This window comes from Burkholderia sp. AU31652, from assembly GCF_002223155.1.
In the GTDB taxonomy this organism is placed as follows: Bacteria; Pseudomonadota; Gammaproteobacteria; order Burkholderiales; family Burkholderiaceae; genus Burkholderia.
Genome location: NZ_NKFG01000005.1, coordinates 989435 through 1005463, shown reverse-complemented (window position 1 = coordinate 1005463; position 16029 = coordinate 989435). Strand labels below are relative to the sequence as shown.

The 16029-nt window shown below is 67.7% G+C and carries 13 protein-coding genes; 2 read left to right on the top strand and 11 right to left on the bottom strand.

Annotated features, from left to right (window positions below; translation table 11 throughout):
- Positions 1–21: 21 nt before the first annotated feature.
- The 3 genes from CFB40_RS22100 to CFB40_RS22090 are packed head-to-tail and all read right to left on the bottom strand — an operon-like array spanning position 22 to position 1210.
- Positions 22–459, bottom strand: coding sequence for a DUF1801 domain-containing protein (locus CFB40_RS22100; protein ID WP_089427965.1), 438 nt, complete (start codon positions 457–459; stop codon positions 22–24).
- On the bottom strand, positions 456–887 hold the full coding sequence (locus CFB40_RS22095; RefSeq protein WP_089427966.1) for an SRPBCC family protein: 432 nt from the start codon (positions 885–887) through the stop codon (positions 456–458). The genes CFB40_RS22100 and CFB40_RS22095 overlap by 4 nt, the downstream gene beginning before the upstream one ends.
- Positions 887–1210 (bottom strand): ArsR/SmtB family transcription factor, encoded by a 324-nt coding sequence (locus CFB40_RS22090; protein ID WP_089429146.1) that lies wholly within the window; start codon positions 1208–1210, stop codon positions 887–889. The genes CFB40_RS22095 and CFB40_RS22090 overlap by 1 nt, the downstream gene beginning before the upstream one ends.
- 645 nt (positions 1211–1855) lie before the next feature.
- Between CFB40_RS22090 and CFB40_RS22080 the strand changes: the two genes are divergently transcribed.
- Positions 1856–3589, top strand: coding sequence for a S53 family peptidase (locus tag CFB40_RS22080; RefSeq protein ID WP_089432388.1), 1734 nt, complete (start codon positions 1856–1858; stop codon positions 3587–3589).
- Between the two features lie 106 nt (positions 3590–3695).
- Here CFB40_RS22080 and CFB40_RS22075 read toward each other — a convergent pair whose 3' ends face one another.
- From CFB40_RS22075 to CFB40_RS22055, 5 genes are all read right to left on the bottom strand, one after another.
- Positions 3696–5114 (bottom strand): MFS transporter, encoded by a 1419-nt coding sequence (locus CFB40_RS22075; RefSeq protein WP_089432387.1) that lies wholly within the window; start codon positions 5112–5114, stop codon positions 3696–3698.
- 208 nt (positions 5115–5322) lie between these two features.
- The gene (locus CFB40_RS22070) at positions 5323–6159 is read right to left on the bottom strand and encodes an ABC transporter permease (RefSeq protein WP_047901362.1); all 837 of its coding nucleotides are present in this window, start codon (positions 6157–6159) and stop codon (positions 5323–5325) included.
- Positions 6160–6196: 37 nt separating this feature from the next.
- Positions 6197–7453 (bottom strand): ABC transporter permease, encoded by a 1257-nt coding sequence (locus tag CFB40_RS22065; protein WP_179255317.1) that lies wholly within the window; start codon positions 7451–7453, stop codon positions 6197–6199.
- A 102-nt stretch (positions 7454–7555) separates the two neighbouring features.
- Positions 7556–8602 carry an ABC transporter substrate-binding protein gene (locus CFB40_RS22060; protein ID WP_089427970.1) on the bottom strand — a complete coding sequence of 349 codons (1047 nt, stop codon included), beginning with the start codon at positions 8600–8602 and terminating at the stop codon, positions 7556–7558.
- Positions 8603–8679: 77 nt separating this feature from the next.
- Positions 8680–9786: an ABC transporter ATP-binding protein gene (locus CFB40_RS22055; protein ID WP_089427971.1), complete on the bottom strand. Its 1107-nt coding sequence runs from the start codon at positions 9784–9786 to the stop codon at positions 8680–8682.
- A gap of 108 nt (positions 9787–9894) precedes the next feature.
- Between CFB40_RS22055 and pdxR the strand changes: the two genes are divergently transcribed.
- A complete protein-coding gene (gene pdxR, locus CFB40_RS22050; protein WP_089427972.1) occupies positions 9895–11418 on the top strand; it encodes a MocR-like pyridoxine biosynthesis transcription factor PdxR in 1524 nt (507 codons plus the stop codon).
- A 36-nt stretch (positions 11419–11454) separates the two neighbouring features.
- Here the strand turns inward: pdxR and CFB40_RS22045 are convergent, their stop codons facing one another.
- From CFB40_RS22045 to CFB40_RS22035, 3 genes are all read right to left on the bottom strand, one after another.
- Positions 11455–12492 (bottom strand): lipase secretion chaperone, encoded by a 1038-nt coding sequence (locus CFB40_RS22045; RefSeq protein WP_089427973.1) that lies wholly within the window; start codon positions 12490–12492, stop codon positions 11455–11457.
- Positions 12493–12495: 3 nt separating this feature from the next.
- Positions 12496–13590 carry a triacylglycerol lipase gene (locus CFB40_RS22040; protein WP_089432385.1) on the bottom strand — a complete coding sequence of 365 codons (1095 nt, stop codon included), beginning with the start codon at positions 13588–13590 and terminating at the stop codon, positions 12496–12498.
- Positions 13591–13818: 228 nt separating this feature from the next.
- Complete coding sequence (locus CFB40_RS22035) at positions 13819–15951, bottom strand: TonB-dependent copper receptor (RefSeq protein WP_089432384.1); 2133 nt, start codon at positions 15949–15951, stop codon at positions 13819–13821.
- Positions 15952–16029: the final 78 nt, after the last annotated feature.

Genomic DNA, 16029 nt, shown 5'->3' with positions numbered 1-16029 from the left:
CGTGACCGGTCGTGCGGCGCGTCATGCCGCCTTGGCGGCCCGCGCCTTCGTGCCTGCGCCCACTCGCCGGGTGTTCTTCTTCAGATGCGTGCGGTTGTAGTCGATCGCCGCTCGCACCAGGTTCTTCAGCGCCCGCTTGTCGAGCTTGTCGCCTTCGAAGAAATCGATCGCGCGCCGCGCATTGCCGTCGAGGCCATCGTTGAACAGCTTGTCGGGATCGGGCAACTGCGCGCCGTGCATGAAGGTCAGCTTCACCTTACCCTTGTGCGCGTTCGCCACCGCAATCATCCCGTCGCACGACCATACGGGGCTGCCCATCCATTTCCATTCCTCGACGATGCCCGCTTGAGCGTCGAGGATCGTCTGGCGCAGGTCGGCGAAGGTCTTGCCGCGCCAGTCGGCGATGCCGGCGATCAGCGCGTCGATACGCTCCGACGGCGTGAGGTCGGTTGGGCTCATGCGCGGGCCTCCGTGCCTTCGTCGGGGCGTGCCAGCACCTGTTCGAGCGAGTCGAAGAAGCGGACCCAGCCGTGCTGCGCGCCGCGGTACGCCTGCTCCTGGTCGGGACGGAAGCCGACCTGCTCCATCCGCAGGTGCGTGCCGCGCGGCGTCGGCGTGAGCGTCCACGTGACGACGCTTTCGAGGCCGTATGCCGCCCACGTATAGGACAACGCATGCGGCGGCTCGATCGTCAGGACCGTGCAGTCGACCGAGCCCCAGTCCGCACGGAAGCTGAAGGCACGGCCCGCGACGGGCTCGAAGTCGCTCTTCATCAGCCACGCCTCGATCAGGTGCGGTTGCGTGAGCGCGCGCCAGATCTTCTCCGGCGGATGAGGCAGCTCCCGGTCGACGACGACGGAGCGCGTTTCGGTGGTGGCCTGGTTCATTACTGATCCATCCTTTTCAGAAGATCTTCGAGGGCATCGAACCGGGTCTGCCAGAAGCCGGCCATCTGGCTCGTCCAGTCGATCAACGGGGCCAGCGCTTGAGGCTGCGCGCTGTAGTGCGTCTGCCGGCCTTCGTGGCGGTCGCTCACGAGCCCGGCCAGCTTCAGGACGCCCAGATGCTTCGAGACGGCCGGCTGCGAGACGCCCGCATGGGCCGTCAGCGCGGCAACCGTCAGCTCGCCGTCCGCGCACAGCCGCTCGAAGAGCGCGCGGCGCGTGGGATCGGCAAGTGTCCTGAAAAGCATGTCGTGTGCGTTCTGCATGTCCAAATCCATAACCCGATGGTTATGAATTGAAGCATATCCGCTGATCGACGCACGTCAAGGCGGAATTTCGCGAACGACGCCCGCGCGATCTTGCGCGGGCCGGCTGTCCGCCGCGCCGGGGTGTCCACGCCCCGAATTCGAGCCTTTCCTCTAATCCGCAATTGCCGCATGCGATCCGAAAGTCGCCTGCAAGACTGCCGGAAGCACCGTTCCACAGTTCGGGAAACGTTTGCGGTCGAGCGACCCCATTTTTGTGCACGCGCGAATCCGTTCCTGCCGTGTCGCTGCGTTTGACCACATAGTGCGACGCGGCACGCGACACCGACTGGTCGCGCGCGATGCGTTCACGCGGCGATCCGCTCCGCGATCGCGCACGTTCCGGCGTCGCGACGAGCGACTCGTGCGTGCGAGCGTCGCGCCTTGCTGCGCGGCCGTATCGCGAACCGGTTCCGCTCGCCGCTGCCGCAATTCGCTTACGCGCATGACGCAGCACATGCGTGCACCCGCGCCGATGTCAGAACTGACAGCTATGGAAAATGGCAGCTACCCGAACGACAGCGACGCCCTACGCTCGTCACCGCTCGCGGCCCCACAAGGGCCGGGGGTTCCAGTAACGTCGCCTCTCCTAAAAAAGGACTCCCGATGAAAAGGAACACCTGGTTTGCCCTTCCCCTTCCGTCGCCCCGCCGCCTCGCGTGCGTGGCACCGTTCGTGTTCGCCGCCGCCGCGGCGCATGCGACGACGGATTGGGTCGATACGCATACGAAGGCCTTTCTGACCGGCCCGCAGTTGATGGCGCGCAGCGCGGCGCCGTCGCTCGAACTGGCAGGCGGTGAAACGACCAACGTCGTCGTCAGCCTGAAACTGCGCAACGCCGCGCAGCTCAAGCAACTGGCGCGCGACGTGAACCGGCCCGGCAGCGCGCATTACCGCCAGTACCTCACGCACGAGCAGTTCCTCGCCAACTACGCGCCGACCGATGCGCAGGTCAAGTCGGTCGTCGACTATCTGCACAAGAGCGGCTTCGTGAACGTCGAGGTTGCGCCGAACCGCCTGCTGGTCTCCGCCAGCGGCACGGCCGCCACCGTGAAGACCGCATTCAACACGTCGCTCGTGCACTTCGACTACGCGGGTCACTCGGGCTTCGCGAACACGTCGACTGCGCAGGTGCCGCGCGCGCTCGGCGACGTCGTCGGCTCGGTGCTCGGGCTGCAGAGCGTCGCACATGCGCGGCCGCTGCTGCGCATCGGCAACGTGTCGAAGCCGCTGGCGCTTGCAGCCGGCACGGCGACCGGCCACTATCCGAAGGAATTCCCGGGCCTCTACAACGCAACCGGCGTGCCGACCGCAGCCGGCGTCACCGTCGGCATCATCACGATCGGCGGCGTGTCGCAGACGCTGCAGGACCTGAAGCAGTTCACGTCGAGCAACGGTTACGGCACGGTGTCGACGCAGACCATCAAGACCAACGGCTCGGGCGGCAGCTACACCGACGACCAGGACGGCCAGGGCGAGTGGGATCTCGACAGCCAGTCGATCGTCGGCTCGGCCGGCGGCCAGGTCGGCAAGCTCGTGTTCTACATGGCCGACCTCAATGCGAGCGGCAACACGGGCCTCACGCAGGCGTTCAACCGCGCCGTGTCGGACAACACCGCGAAGGTGATCAACGTATCGCTCGGCTGGTGCGAGACCGACGCGAACGCGGACGGCACGCTCGACGCCGAGGAACAGATCTTCACGACCGCCGCGGCGCAAGGCCAGACGTTCTCCGTTTCGTCGGGCGACGAAGGTGTGTACGAGTGCAACAACCGCGGCTATCCGGACGGCTCGAACTACACGGTGTCTTGGCCCGCATCGTCGCCGCACGTGCTCGCGATCGGCGGCACGACGCTCTACACGACGTCGTCGGGGGCGTTCTCGAGCGAGACGGTGTGGAACGAAGGGCTCGACGGCAACGGCAAGCTGTGGGCGACGGGCGGCGGCGTCAGCACGATCCTGCCCGCGCCGTCGTGGCAATCGGGCAGCAACCGCCAGTTGCCGGACGTCTCGTTCGACGCCGCGCAAAGCACGGGTGCGTACATCTACAACTACGGCCAGTTGCAGCAGATCGGCGGCACGAGCCTCGCCGCGCCGATCTTCACCGGCCTCTGGGCGCGCCTGCTCGCAGCGAACGGCACGGGCCTCGGCTTCCCGGCCGGCAAGTTCTACGCCGACATTCCGTCGAACCCGTCGCTCGTGCGCTACGACGTGGTGTCGGGGAACAACGGCTATCAGGGGTATGGCTACAACGCAGGCACCGGCTGGGATTACACGACCGGCTTCGGCAGCCTGAACATCGCGAACCTCAACCAGCTGATCAAGTCGGGCGGGTTCTAAGCGAAGCGTGAAGGCCGGCGCGTGGCGGTGGTTCGTTGCGCGCCGGCTCGAAATTTTCCCGCGATGGTCGTTCGGCCATCGGCTTGCGCCGCAACCGCGCGCCACCCTACTCCGTCGCCTGCTCGCCCACGCGCTCCGAGGCGGCCGGCACACCGGCCCGATGCGACGGCGCAAAGAGCCGCAATCCGCTCGCGACACTCGCGGCCCCGGCGAAGCCCGCGCCGAGCATCAGCGCGAGCGTCGGCCCGTGGCGTCCCGCGATCCCGAACGACAGCGCGACGAGCGCCGCGCCCGTCGCCTGCCCGATCAGCCGCGCGGTCGCGATGATCCCGCTCGCGCCGCCGCTGCGCTCGGGCGGTGCGCTCGACATCAGCGCCTTCAGGTTCGGCGACTGAAAGAAACCGAAGCCGGCGCCGCACAGCATCATCCGCCAGCCGATGTCGATGACACCGGGCGCCGCCGGCAACGCGGCGAGCGACACCATGCCCGCGCTCAGCAACGCCAGACCGAACGCGCCGAGCAGGCCCGGCGGATAGCGATCCGACAAGCGCCCCGCGATGGGCGCGGCGAGCGCGACGATGACCGACCACGGCGTCATCAGGAACCCCGTCTCGACCGCGTTGCGATGCAGGACGGTTTCGAAATAGAACGGCAGCGACACGAACGCGAGCCCCTGCGCGGCAAACGCGCACACCGCGGTCAGCGCGGACAGCGTGAACACCGGCCGCCGAAACAGGTCGACCGGCAGCATCGGCGCCGGGTGCCCGGCCTGACGGCGGATCAGCAACCAGCCGAAGGTGAGCGCGACCGCCGCCGCCGCGAACACGATGGAAAGCGGCCCGCGCTGCGCGAATTCGCCGAGCGCGAAGATCAGCGACGCGAACGTGATCACGTTGAACAACGCCGCGACCGGATCGAACGCATGCTTGCCGCGCGCCGTCTGCGGCAGCGACGGAATCGCCACGGCAAGCGCGAACACGCCGAGCGGCACGTTCACCGCGAACAGCCACGGCCATGCGGCGACCGACAGGATCAGCGACGCGATGGTCGGCCCCACCGCGAACGACACGCCGACCACGAGCGCGTTGAAGCCGACGCCGCGCCCGAGCCGGTGCGCGGGAAACAGGCCGCGGATCAGCGCGACGTTCACGCTCATGATCGCGCTCGCGCCGAAGCCCTGCACGATCCGCGCGGCCGTCAGCATCGGCAGCGTCGACGCGAGCGAGCAGCCGAGCGACGCAACCGTGAACACCGCGAGCCCGGCGACATACACGCGCTTGTGGCCGACGATGTCGCCGAGCGACGCGAACGGCAGCAGCGTCGCGACCATCGCGAGCTGGTACGCGTTGATGATCCAGACGGACGCGGCCGGCGATGCATGCAGGTCGGCGGCGATCGCGGGCAGCGCGGTGTTCGCGATCGCGGTGTCGAGCGTCGCGAGCGCGACGGCCAGCAGCACGGCGGACATCGCACGCCAGTTGACGGCCGGCTCATGCGCGCCGGCGGGGGAAGCGAATTCGGACAAGATGAGGCTCGGCTGACGAGCGACGCGTTGCGCCGCGTCGCGGATTGGACTCGCGGCGGCGTTCCAGTCGCACCGCACGGAACGCGCGCCGCCGCGCCCCGTATTGTTGCAGAGCCGTATCGAACGTGCAGGCGGCCGCCTCGTCAGTCAGCGAAATGAAAGCAAATGCGTGGCCGCGCAGGATGCACGGCAACGCAGGCGCGCCGCGTCAGGTCACCGCGCGCCGCGCATTGCGACCGCGCAGCCATTCGAGCGCCAGCAGCAGGCTCGTCGAGAAGATGATCAGGATCGTTGCGAGCGCAGCGATCGTCGGGCTGATGTTCTCGCGGATACCGGTGAACATCTGGCGCGGCAGCGTCGTCTGGTCCGCGCCCGCGAGGAACAGCGTGACGACAACTTCGTCGAACGACGTCGCGAACGCGAACAGCGCGCCGGACATCACACCCGGTGCGATCACCGGCAGCGTCACGCGGAAGAACGTCGACACCGGATTCGCGCCGAGCGACAGGCTCGCGCGCACGAGGTTCTGGTTGAAGCCCTGCAGGGTTGCCGCCACCGTCGTCACGACAAACGGCACGCCGAGCGCCGCGTGGGCAGCGATCAGCCCCGTGTAGGTGTTCGCGAGCCCGAGCGGCGCGAAGAACAGGTACATGCCGACACCGACCACGACGACCGGCACGATCATCGGCGACAGCAGCACGGCCATCAGCAGCCCCTTGCCGCGGAAGTCGGCCTTCGTGAGACCGATCGCGGCAAGCGTGCCGAGCACGGTCGCGACGACGGTTGCCGACGGTGCGACGATGAAGCTGTTCTTCGCGGCCATCCGCCACTCGTCCGATGCGATCAGGTTCTCGTACCAGCGCATCGAGAAGCCCGGGATCGGATAGACGAGGAACGTGCTCGACGAAAACGACAGCGGCACGATCGCGAGCACCGGCAGGATCAGGTACAGCAGCGTCAGCACGACGAGCACGCGCAATGCGACGTACCACGCGCGCTCGACGAACGACATGTGCGGCGCGAACAGCGGCCTGGCGAGTTTCATGGTCGGATTCCCCTTCCCGTTTCGTTGCACGCGGCGCTCAGCCGAGGCTCACGTTGGTGCGCGTGAAGCGCCCGTACACCGCGTACAGCACGAGCGTCGCCGCGAGCAGCAGCCCGCCGAGCGCGCACGCCATGCCCCAGTTGATCGTCACGTTCGTGAAGTACGCGACGTAGTAGCTGACCATCTGGTCGTTCGGCCCGCCGAGCAGCGCCGGCGTGATGTAGTAGCCGATCGCGAGGATGAACACGAGCAGCGCGCCCGCGCCGACGCCCGGGTAGGTCTGCGGCACGTACACGCGCCAGAACGCGGCGAACGGATGGCTGCCGAGCGACACGGCCGCGCGCTGGTAGGTCGGCGGGATCGACTTCATCACGCTGTAGAGCGGCAGGATCATGAACGGCAGCAGGATGTGCGTCATCGAGATGTACACGCCGATGCGGTTGAACAGCAGCGTCAGCGGATGCGAGATCAGCCCGCTGCCGATCAGCGCCGTATTGATGAGCCCTTCGCTCTGCAGCAGCACGATCCATGCGGCGACGCGCACGAGCACCGACGTCCAGAACGGAATCAGCACGAGGATCATCACGAGGTTGGCACGCCGCTCCGACAGCGTCGAGATCCAGTACGCGAGCGGATAGCCGAGCAGCAGCGCGAACAGCGTGACGGCGACGCCGATCACGAACGTGCGGCCGAAGATCGCGAGATAGATCGACTGGTCGGGGTCGGCCTGCACGATGTGGCCGAAGCCGTCCTGCTTGTGGTCGAGCGCGGCGAGCAGGTAGAACGGCGAATACGCGCTGCCGTTCTTCGCGATCGCCTGCCAGTATGCGGCATCGCCCCAGCGCGCATCGAGCTCGACCAGCTTGTCACGCGTCTGCGCGGGTGTCAGTGCCGCGTCGTTGTCGCCCTTCAGCGGCATCGCGCGCGCCGTCTTCGCGACGAGCGAGCGATAGCCCGGAATCTCGGTGTTCAGCCGCCGCGCGAGCGCACCCATCGCCTCGCTGTCGGCCACCTTCGTCATGTCGGCCGCGAGCGCGACATACGCGGCGTCGGCCGGCGGCGCCTTGCGGTCCCAGCCCGACAGCGCCCTGACCGTGTTCGGCAGCGCTGCGGCGATCTCGGGGTTCTGCACCGCGCGCGTGAGCAGCGTGCCGATCGGCACGACGAAAATCAGCAGCAGAAAAATCGCGAGCGGCGCGACCAGCAGCAGTGCCATCGTGCGCTTGCGGGCCTCGGCGGCCTTCAGCTCGCGCTTGAGCGCGGCGTTCGACGGCGAGGAAGGCGCGATCGTCATCGTATTCAACGGTTCTCTCCGGCCGGGCACGATCCGGCGGAAGGCCGCGCGACACGATCGACGCGTCGCGCGGCCGGTTGCATCAGGATGCCTGAACGACGGTTACTTCGTCGCCCACGCGGCGAAACGCTGCTCGAGCTCGTCGCTGTGGTCGGTCCAGAAGCCGATGTCTTCCAGCACCGCGTTCTTGCCGTTGGCCGGCGAGTTCGGCAGGTTCGCGAGCGTCTTCGCGTCGAGCGACTTGATCGCCGCGATGTTCGTCGGGCCGTACGCGATGTGCTGCGCGTAGCCCTGCTGCGGCTTCGGCGTCAGCGTGTACGCGATGTACTGCTCGGCGAGCGCCTTGTTCGGCGAGCCCTTCGGAATCGCCCAGTAGTCGAGGTCGTAGATGCTGCCGTTCCACACGACCTTCAGGTTCTTGCCTTCCTTCTGCGCGGCGTCGATGCGGCCGTTGTACGCGGTCGACATCACGACGTCGCCGGCGACGAGGAACTGCGGCGGCTGCGCGCCCGCTTCCCACCACTGGATGTTCGGCTTCAGCTCGTCGAGCTTCTTGAACGCGCGGTCCTGGCCGGCCTTCGTGCCGAGCACCTTGTACACGTCCTTCGGCGCGACGCCGTCGGCCATCAGCGCGAATTCGAGGTTGTAGCGCGCGCCCTTGCGCATGCCGCGCTTGCCGGGGAATTTCTTCACGTTCCAGAAATCGGCCCAGCCGGTCGGCGCCGATTTCAGCTTGTCCGCGTTGTACGACAGCGCCGTCGACCAAACGAAGAAGCCGACGCCGCACACCTGCGGCGCTTCCGGAATCAGGTCGGATTTCTTCGCGATCTTCGACCAGTCGAGCTTCTCGTACAGGCCTTCGTCGCAGCCGCGGTTCAGGTCGCCCGATTCGACTTCGACCACGTCCCAGTTGACGTGCTTCGCCTCGACCATCGCCTTCACTTTCGCCTGCTCGCCGTTGTATTCGACGGCCGTGACCTTGTTGCCGGTCGCCTTCTCGAACGGCTGGTTGAACGCGGCCTTCTGTGCGTCGCCGTTCGCGCCGCCGAAGTTGACGACCGTGAGTTCGGCAGCCGATGCCGATGCGCCGACGACGGCGAGCGCCAATGCAAGCGCGGTGCGCCGTGCGGTAATGCGTGCTCGGTTCATGGTGGTTCCTCTCCTCTCGTGGTGGAAGTGGGCAGTTGTTGTTGACGACGTGCTACGGAAAATCGGGGAAACCCTGCTCAAGCGAACACGCGCAGGTGTTCGGGCGAGAACGCGAGCGCGACCGGTGCGCCGGGCGAGAACGCATCGAGCGCGCCGGTGCCGAGCGGCACCTTCACGAAGCATTCGTCCTGGCCGGGCAGCGCGCAGCGCATGCGCACGTGGTCGCCGAAATAGATGAGGCTGCGCGCCTCGCCGCTCAACTGGTTGGCGGCCGCGCCGTTCGCGTGCCCGTTCGCGCCGTGCGCGGCGAGGCTCATGCGTTCGGGGCGGATGCACGCGACGGCCGGCGCTCCCTCGGCCGCGTCGCCGATGCGGCGGCCGACGAGCTTCGTGCCGTCGTCGAGCCGGAATTCGCAGAATTCGCCGTCGACGCGCGCGATGGTGCCGCGCAGCCGGTTGCTGTCGCCGATGAAGTTCGCGACGAATTCGTTGCACGGCGATTCGTACAGGCGGTCCACGGTGTCGAGCTGCTGCACGATGCCCTTGTCGAACACGGCGACGCGATCGGACATCGTCAGCGCCTCGCCCTGGTCGTGCGTCACGTACACGAAGGTCACGCCGAGTTTTTCGTGCAGCGCCTTCAGTTCGTACTGCATGTGTTCGCGCAGCTGCTTGTCGAGCGCGCCGAGCGGCTCGTCCATCAGCACCAGCTTCGGCTCGAACACGAGCGCCCGCGCCAGCGCGATGCGCTGCTGCTGGCCGCCCGACAACTGCGCCGGGTAGCGCTTCGCGAAGCGCTCCATCTGCACCATCTTCAGCGCGTGCGCGACGCGTTCCGCGCGCTCGGCCGCCGGCAGCTTGCGCACGGTCAGCGGATACGCGACGTTCTGCTCGACCGTCAGGTGCGGAAACAGCGCGTAGTTCTGGAACACCATGCCGATGTTGCGCTTGTGCGGCGGCACGTTGTTCAGCAACTCGCCGTCGAGGCGGATCTCGCCGCCGGTCGGGAATTCGAAGCCGGCCAGCATCATCAGGCAGGTGGTCTTGCCCGAGCCCGACGGCCCGAGCAGCGTCAGGAATTCCCCGCGGTGGATATCGAGGTCGAGCGATTTGACGACCAGCGTTTCGCCGTCGTAGGTCTTCCGCACGCCGCGAAAGCTGACGATCACATCATCGGACTTCATCGTGGCTGTCCCCTTGCTTCGCGACAATTGATTTTGAGATGCGAGCCACTATACGGCGCCCACGGTTCTACAATAGGGAACCATTTCAATATTACTAGTAGGACCACTTTGGATACCGTGATCCTCGCCGACTGGCTCTCTGCCCGCCTCGACCGCAGCTCGCCCGAGCCGATGTACCGGCAGTTGCTGCAGCAGATGCAGCAGGCCATCCTGACCGGGGAATTGGGGCCAGGTACGAAGCTGCCGAGTTCGCGCACGCTCGCGGCCGACCTGTCGATCGCGCGCAATACCGTGCTGCACGTGTACGACCAGCTGACGGCCGAAGGCTACGTGCTGACGACCACCGGCAGCGGCACCTATGTGGCCGACACGCGGCCGGACGCCGCCGCGATCCACGTGCCGGGCGCCGCACCGCCGCCGTCGAGCGCCGATGAACCGCCGCTGCCGGACGCGCAGGGCGGCCTGTCGATGCGCGGCCGGCAACTGATCGAGCACGCGGGCGTGTCGCGGCGCCAGTGGGGTGCGTTCATGCCGGGCGTGCCGGACGTGTCGGAATTCCCGAGCCGGACGTGGAGCCGCCTGCAGGCGCGGCTGTGGAAGGAGGCGAATCCCGAGTTGCTGACCTATGCGCCGGGCGGCGGCTACCGGCCATTGCGGCGGGCGCTCGCCGATTACCTGCGCGTCGCGCGCTCGGTCAAATGCTCGCCGGACCAGGTGATCATCACGACGGGCATCCACCAGTCGATCGATCTCGCGGTGCGGCTGCTGTCCGACATCGGCGATCGCGCATGGGTCGAGGAGCCGTGCTACTGGGGCGTGCGCAGCGTATTGCAGGCGGCCGGCCTCACGCTGACGCCGGTGCCGGTCGACCAGGAAGGGCTCGACCCGCGTGCCAGCGACATGCAGCATCCGCCGCGGCTCGTGCTCGTCACGCCGTCGCATCAGTACCCGCTCGGGATGGTGATGAGCCTCGCGCGACGCCGGATGCTGCTCGAATACGCGCGCCAGCACCGCTGCTGGATCATCGAGGACGACTACGACAGCGAGTTCCGCTACGGCAGCCGCCCGCTCGCATCGCTGCAGGGGCTCGACGACGGCGGCCGCGTGATCTACGTCGGCAGCCTCGGCAAGATGCTGTTCCCGGGGCTGCGGATGGGCTACATGGTCGTGCCCGAGCATTTGGTCGACACGTTCCGCACCGGGCTGTCGGAGCTGTACCGCGAGGGCCAGCTGATGCAGCAGGCCGTGCTCGCCGAATTCATCATGGACGGCCACCTGACTTCGCACGTCAGACGAATGCGCACGCTGTACGGCGAGCGCCGGCAACTGATGATCGACGCGATCCGCGCGCGCTTCGGCGACGCGCTGCCCGTGATGGGCGACGAGGCAGGCCTGCATCTCGTGCTCGGCCTGCCCGACGCCTGCGACGATCGCGCGGTCACGCAGAGCGCGTTCGATGCGGGCGTGATCGTGCGCCCGCTCACCAGCTACTACAGCAGCCTCGACACTGCGCGGCGCGGCCTGCTGCTCGGCTATGCGTGCGTCCCGCACGAAGGCATCGGCCCCGCGTTCGACACGCTCGCGAATACCATCGAGCGACACCTGCCGCGGGACCTCACGCGCGCGGCATAGCGGCGCTCATGCGCCGCGCCGCCCGCGCTTCTCACCTTACCGCGCGCCGCCCGCCCCGCGATCGAGCGATGCCGCGCGCACGGCTTCGCCGGGCTTCGTGAACACGCGCTGCCGCAGCGCGGCGATCTGCGCGTCGCGATCCTGCGGCGACAGACCCGCCGACTCGATCTGCGCACGCTGCGCCGCATAGTCCGTATAGCGGCTTTGCCACGATGCGTCGTCCTGCTGCAGCTGCGCGACGCGCGCGGCGGCTTCGGCGCCGAGCGTCTGCGTCAGTTGCGCGCGCATCGCATCCGGCGTCGCCCCGCTCTTCTGCAATTGCGCGATCTGGTCGATCGCGGCGCGCTGCTTATCGATGCGCTGCTGCGCGGCGCGCTCGTCGGCCGGCATCTGCTGTTCGAGCGCCGCGAGTCGTTCGGCCTTCTGCGCATCCGTCAGCGTCCGATCCTGCGTGATCTTCAGCCGCGCGAGGTCGTAGCGCTGCCGCCACTGCTCCGCACCGAAAAACGGCTGGCTCCAGTCACCGAGCGTGCGATATGCAATCGATGCACGCTGGTCGAGCGCGAGCTGCAGCGCGCCGAGGTCGGACTTGTCGACCGCGCCGGCATCGCGCAGCTTCGCGAGTGCGTCGAGATACGCGCGATAGCGGTGCCATACGTCGAGCGCCTCGGCCTGCGCCACGGTGCCGTCGAGTTGCGCGGCAATCTCCCGCACGACGAACGCATCGAGCGCGGTCGCACTCAGGTCGCTCTGCGCGGTCAGGCAATAGTCGAAGAAATCGCGCACTGCACGCGACTTCGCGAGATGGCCGCCGGCATCGAGCGGCAACCGGGGCGCGCTGGAGCCGGCGAGCGACGGCGGCAGGCCCGCGCTTGCCGGCACGGCGGCCTGCGGCGGCGAAGCTGCCACGCTACCCACCGCCGCCCCCGCATCCGGCGACTCGCCGCCGGCGCCAGTCCCTCGATGCCAGCCCGCGCCGCTCCACATCGCCACACCGGCAATCGCCGCCAGCCCCACGACACCGTAGACCACGGCGCGCCGCGCCAGCGGCGCGCGTCCTTCACGTGCCGTCATCGATTACACGCCCGCCAGCTTCAGACGGTTCGCATGCGTGCGGATCACCGCGACCGGATCTTCCGCATACGCGCCGCGCACGCCGAGCAGCTGGTTGATCTCGTCGAGATGGTTCCACTTGTAGCTCGTGCTCAGCACCTTGCCGTACAGCGCACTGCACTTCGACACGACCCCGTCGTTCTGCCCGGAGCCGCGGTTGATCATCACCGTGCCCGTGCCGAGCAGCGCGAGCGTCGACAGATCGAGTGCGTTCGCCGGATCGACGACCGGAAGGGTGCTCGTGTCCGTGGCGCCCGTGACACCCAACACGGAGAGCGTCGGCTGGATCGCCGTGCCGGCCCACGAGTACAGCAGGTGCGTGTTGCCGCCGACGGTTTCGGTCGGCGCACCGGTCTGGCAACTGCCCGGCGCACCCAGGCCCGCACTCGGGTAGTTCTGGTTGTACGTGGCAGCGCGTGCGGTCGTCAGCGTCTGCAGTGCGGCGAGCGCGTCCTGGTTCGTGTTGTGGGTGCTGCTCGTCAGGATGCCGAACACATTGACGAACGCGGCGATCACCGATGACGAAAGTCCGGTCGGATCGTATGCAAGCACGTTCTGCACGAAGTCGGCGAACTCGGAGCCGCGATGCGGCGTGCCGATCGTCGTCACCGACGCGACGAGATCGGGCGCGACGGCCGCGACATAGCGCGACGAGAGGCCGCCCTGGCTGTGGCCGACGAGATTGACCTTGGTCGCGCCCGTCGCCGCGAGCACCGTCTTCACGTAAGCGAGCAACTGTTCGCCGCGCCCGTTCGGGCCGTCATCGCTCTGGAAACCCGACAGGTTCGCGACGTAGACGGTCGCACCGTTCTGCTGCAGGTCTGCCTGGATGCCGTACCAATAATCGAGCACGCCGGCGTACTTGTCGGTACCGGTCAACCCATGCACGAGGATGATCGGATAACGCGTCGCCGCGTAGCTATCGGCGGGCGCGGTCGCCGCCATCGCCGCGTGCGTCGTCGCGAGCGTCATTGCCGCAGTCGTCCCCGCGAACGGCGCGATGCTCATCGCGCATGCCACTGCCCCTGCCACCACCCTGGAACGCATCGTATTGGCCATGCATGTTCTCCTGATTATTGTGCTGCCGGTGCGAATGAAGCCGGATCGACACGCACTATGCGTCGCCAACATCGCGACCACCGTGTGCGTCGAATGCGGGAGTGAATCACGAGTCGCGAACGTTTGCGCCCTGACTAGACACGGTTCTCTAATCGGTTGACGCGCCCCGCCCGTTCGGGCGGGGCCGCGTTCATGCGTGCGCATGCTGCAACGCACACGCGCGATGCGTTACAGCTTCGCACTCACGCGCACCCACGCGGTCCGGCCCGGCTCCATCACCGGCGAGTTCGCCGGATAGCCGAAGCCCGCGTTGCCGGCGAGGTTCAGGTGCTCGGTGTAGGCCTTGTTCAGTACGTTGTCGACGCCGACCGAGATCTGCACGGTCTTGCTGACGTTGTATTGCGTATGCAGCGAGAGCACACCGAATCCGGCGCTCGGGCCGAAGTCCTTGCCGACCACGTTGCCCTCGTTCAGGGCATAGCGATGTTGCGGCGCAACGATGCGCCACAGCCCCCCTGCCGACCACGCACCCCGCGTGTATTCGAGCCCGATGCGCGCCTCGAGCGGCGGCATCTGCGGCAACGGATCGCCGGTTGCGACGTTGCGCCCCCACGCATACGCGAGCGACGTCTCGACGCGCAGCGGCGAAACCGGTTTCCACGACACGCCCGCTTCGCCACCCATGATCTGCGCGTTGACATTGGTTGCCTGCGTGGTCGGGCCCATCATGCCGGCTGCGTAGTTGAACAGGATGAAGTCCTGAACATAACCCGCATACGCCGACACCCACGCATCGAGCCGGTCGCTCTTGTATTGCGCGCCGATGTCGAGCTGCGTGGTCTTCTCCGGCTGCACCGCCGAGAATGCGTTGATCGAACCGGCCGGCCCGCGCTTCGCGGAAAACAGCTCCCAGTAGTCGGGATAGCGCTCCGTATGGCCGACGCCCGCGTACCACGTGACGGGCAGCGACGCGAGATCGCGCTCATAGCGGACGAAACCGCTCGGCAGCACGCGCGTGCGATCGTCGTCGAAGGTCGGGTTCGGCATGCGCTTCATCATGCCGCTCGTCGTCGCGCGCTTGTCGCGTGCGCTCGCATAGTCGACGCGCGCGCCGCCGATCACGCGCGACACGTCGCTCGCATACCACGTCAGCTCGCCGAACACGCCTGCGTTCCACATCGTCGCCTGCGCATCCCACGGCTTGTCGCCGTAGTTCTGCCGCCCCATCGCCGAGCGCGAGTCGAGCCGGTTCGATTGTGCATCGACGCCCGTCACGAGCTTGAAGTCGTCGGCAAGACGGAACGTCGCGGCCGCGCGCGCACCGAACGTGCGCCGCCGCACTTCCGACGCCATCCGCATCGGCATGCTGCTGGTCGGGTCCGGTTGCCGCAACGAATAGTTGTCCATCACGTGATCGGCTTCGTTGTAGTACACGCGCGCTTCGATCCGGTCGAGCACGTCGCCGAGATGCTGCTTGTCGAACGACAGGCCGAACGTCTCGCGGCGGAAATGCGCGCCGTCCATCCCGCGCCCCGCGTAGCGCGCATAGCCGTCGCCGGTGCCGGCGGTCAGCTCGACGCGTGTATGGTCGTCCGGCGTCCAGCCGAGCGCCGCATCGGCGTTCCACTTGTCCCACTGCGACGGCACGGTGTTGCCGTTACCGTCCTCGTAGTCCTGCGAATGCGCGTGGTTCGCGGTCACGCGGCCATAGACGTCCGGCGTGCCGGCCGTCACGTCGATGTTCTGGTCGTTGCGGCCGAACGACCCACCGACCAGACTGCCGTCGAAGCGCATGCCGGGCTTGTCGAAGCGCGGCGTCACGCGCTCGAACATCACGGTGCCGGCCGATGCGCCGGGGCCGTACAGCACCGTCTGCGGCCCCTTCACGACGGTGACCTTGTCATAGCTTTCCGGCGCGATATACGACGTCGGCGCGTCCATCCGGCCCGGACATGCGCCGAGCGTCGACATCCCGTTCGCCAGGATGTTCAGCCGCGAGCCGAACATCCCGCGCAGCACGAGGTCGCCGTTGGTGCCGCCGCTGCGGATCGACGTGAAACCGGGGATCGTTTTCAGGTAATCCGCGCCGTCGCTGGCGGGCAGCGGCTGACGCGGAGTCTTCGGATTGGTGACGACGACGAGCGGCGTCGACAGCGGCGATGCGACGACTTCGATGGCCGGCAGCGGCGCGGCCGTCTCGCCGGTCGGCGCGCCGGATGCGCGCGCCGTTTCGGCGGCCGCGGCGCTCGCGGCCAATGCGCCGACGGCGAGCGCGGGAACGGTGAGTTTTAGCACGCGCGGCATGCGCCGCGCACCGGCATTGCGTGACGCCCGCGGCGCACGCAACTGGAAAATGGTCATGATCGAAAGCCCGAGTGACGCCCTCCACGCGGCCTCGACGGGCCGCACGGATATCGGCGATGAATGGAACGGAAACAG

Excerpts from the sequence above, each read along its gene's own strand:
- CFB40_RS22100 (WP_089427965.1), bottom strand. The coding sequence starts at position 459 with ATGAGCCCAACCGACCTCACGCCGTCGGAGCGTATCGACGCGCTGATC.
- CFB40_RS22095 (WP_089427966.1), bottom strand. The coding sequence starts at position 887 with ATGAACCAGGCCACCACCGAAACGCGCTCCGTCGTCGTCGACCGGGAG.
- CFB40_RS22090 (WP_089429146.1), bottom strand. The coding sequence starts at position 1,210 with ATGCAGAACGCACACGACATGCTTTTCAGGACACTTGCCGATCCCACG.
- CFB40_RS22080 (WP_089432388.1), top strand. The coding sequence starts at position 1,856 with ATGAAAAGGAACACCTGGTTTGCCCTTCCCCTTCCGTCGCCCCGCCGC.
- CFB40_RS22070 (WP_047901362.1), bottom strand. The coding sequence starts at position 6,159 with ATGAAACTCGCCAGGCCGCTGTTCGCGCCGCACATGTCGTTCGTCGAG.
- CFB40_RS22065 (WP_179255317.1), bottom strand. The coding sequence starts at position 7,453 with ATGACGATCGCGCCTTCCTCGCCGTCGAACGCCGCGCTCAAGCGCGAG.
- CFB40_RS22060 (WP_089427970.1), bottom strand. The coding sequence starts at position 8,602 with ATGAACCGAGCACGCATTACCGCACGGCGCACCGCGCTTGCATTGGCG.
- CFB40_RS22055 (WP_089427971.1), bottom strand. The coding sequence starts at position 9,786 with ATGAAGTCCGATGATGTGATCGTCAGCTTTCGCGGCGTGCGGAAGACC.
- CFB40_RS22045 (WP_089427973.1), bottom strand. The coding sequence starts at position 12,492 with ATGACGGCACGTGAAGGACGCGCGCCGCTGGCGCGGCGCGCCGTGGTC.
- CFB40_RS22040 (WP_089432385.1), bottom strand. The coding sequence starts at position 13,590 with ATGGCCAATACGATGCGTTCCAGGGTGGTGGCAGGGGCAGTGGCATGC.
- CFB40_RS22035 (WP_089432384.1), bottom strand. The coding sequence starts at position 15,951 with ATGACCATTTTCCAGTTGCGTGCGCCGCGGGCGTCACGCAATGCCGGT.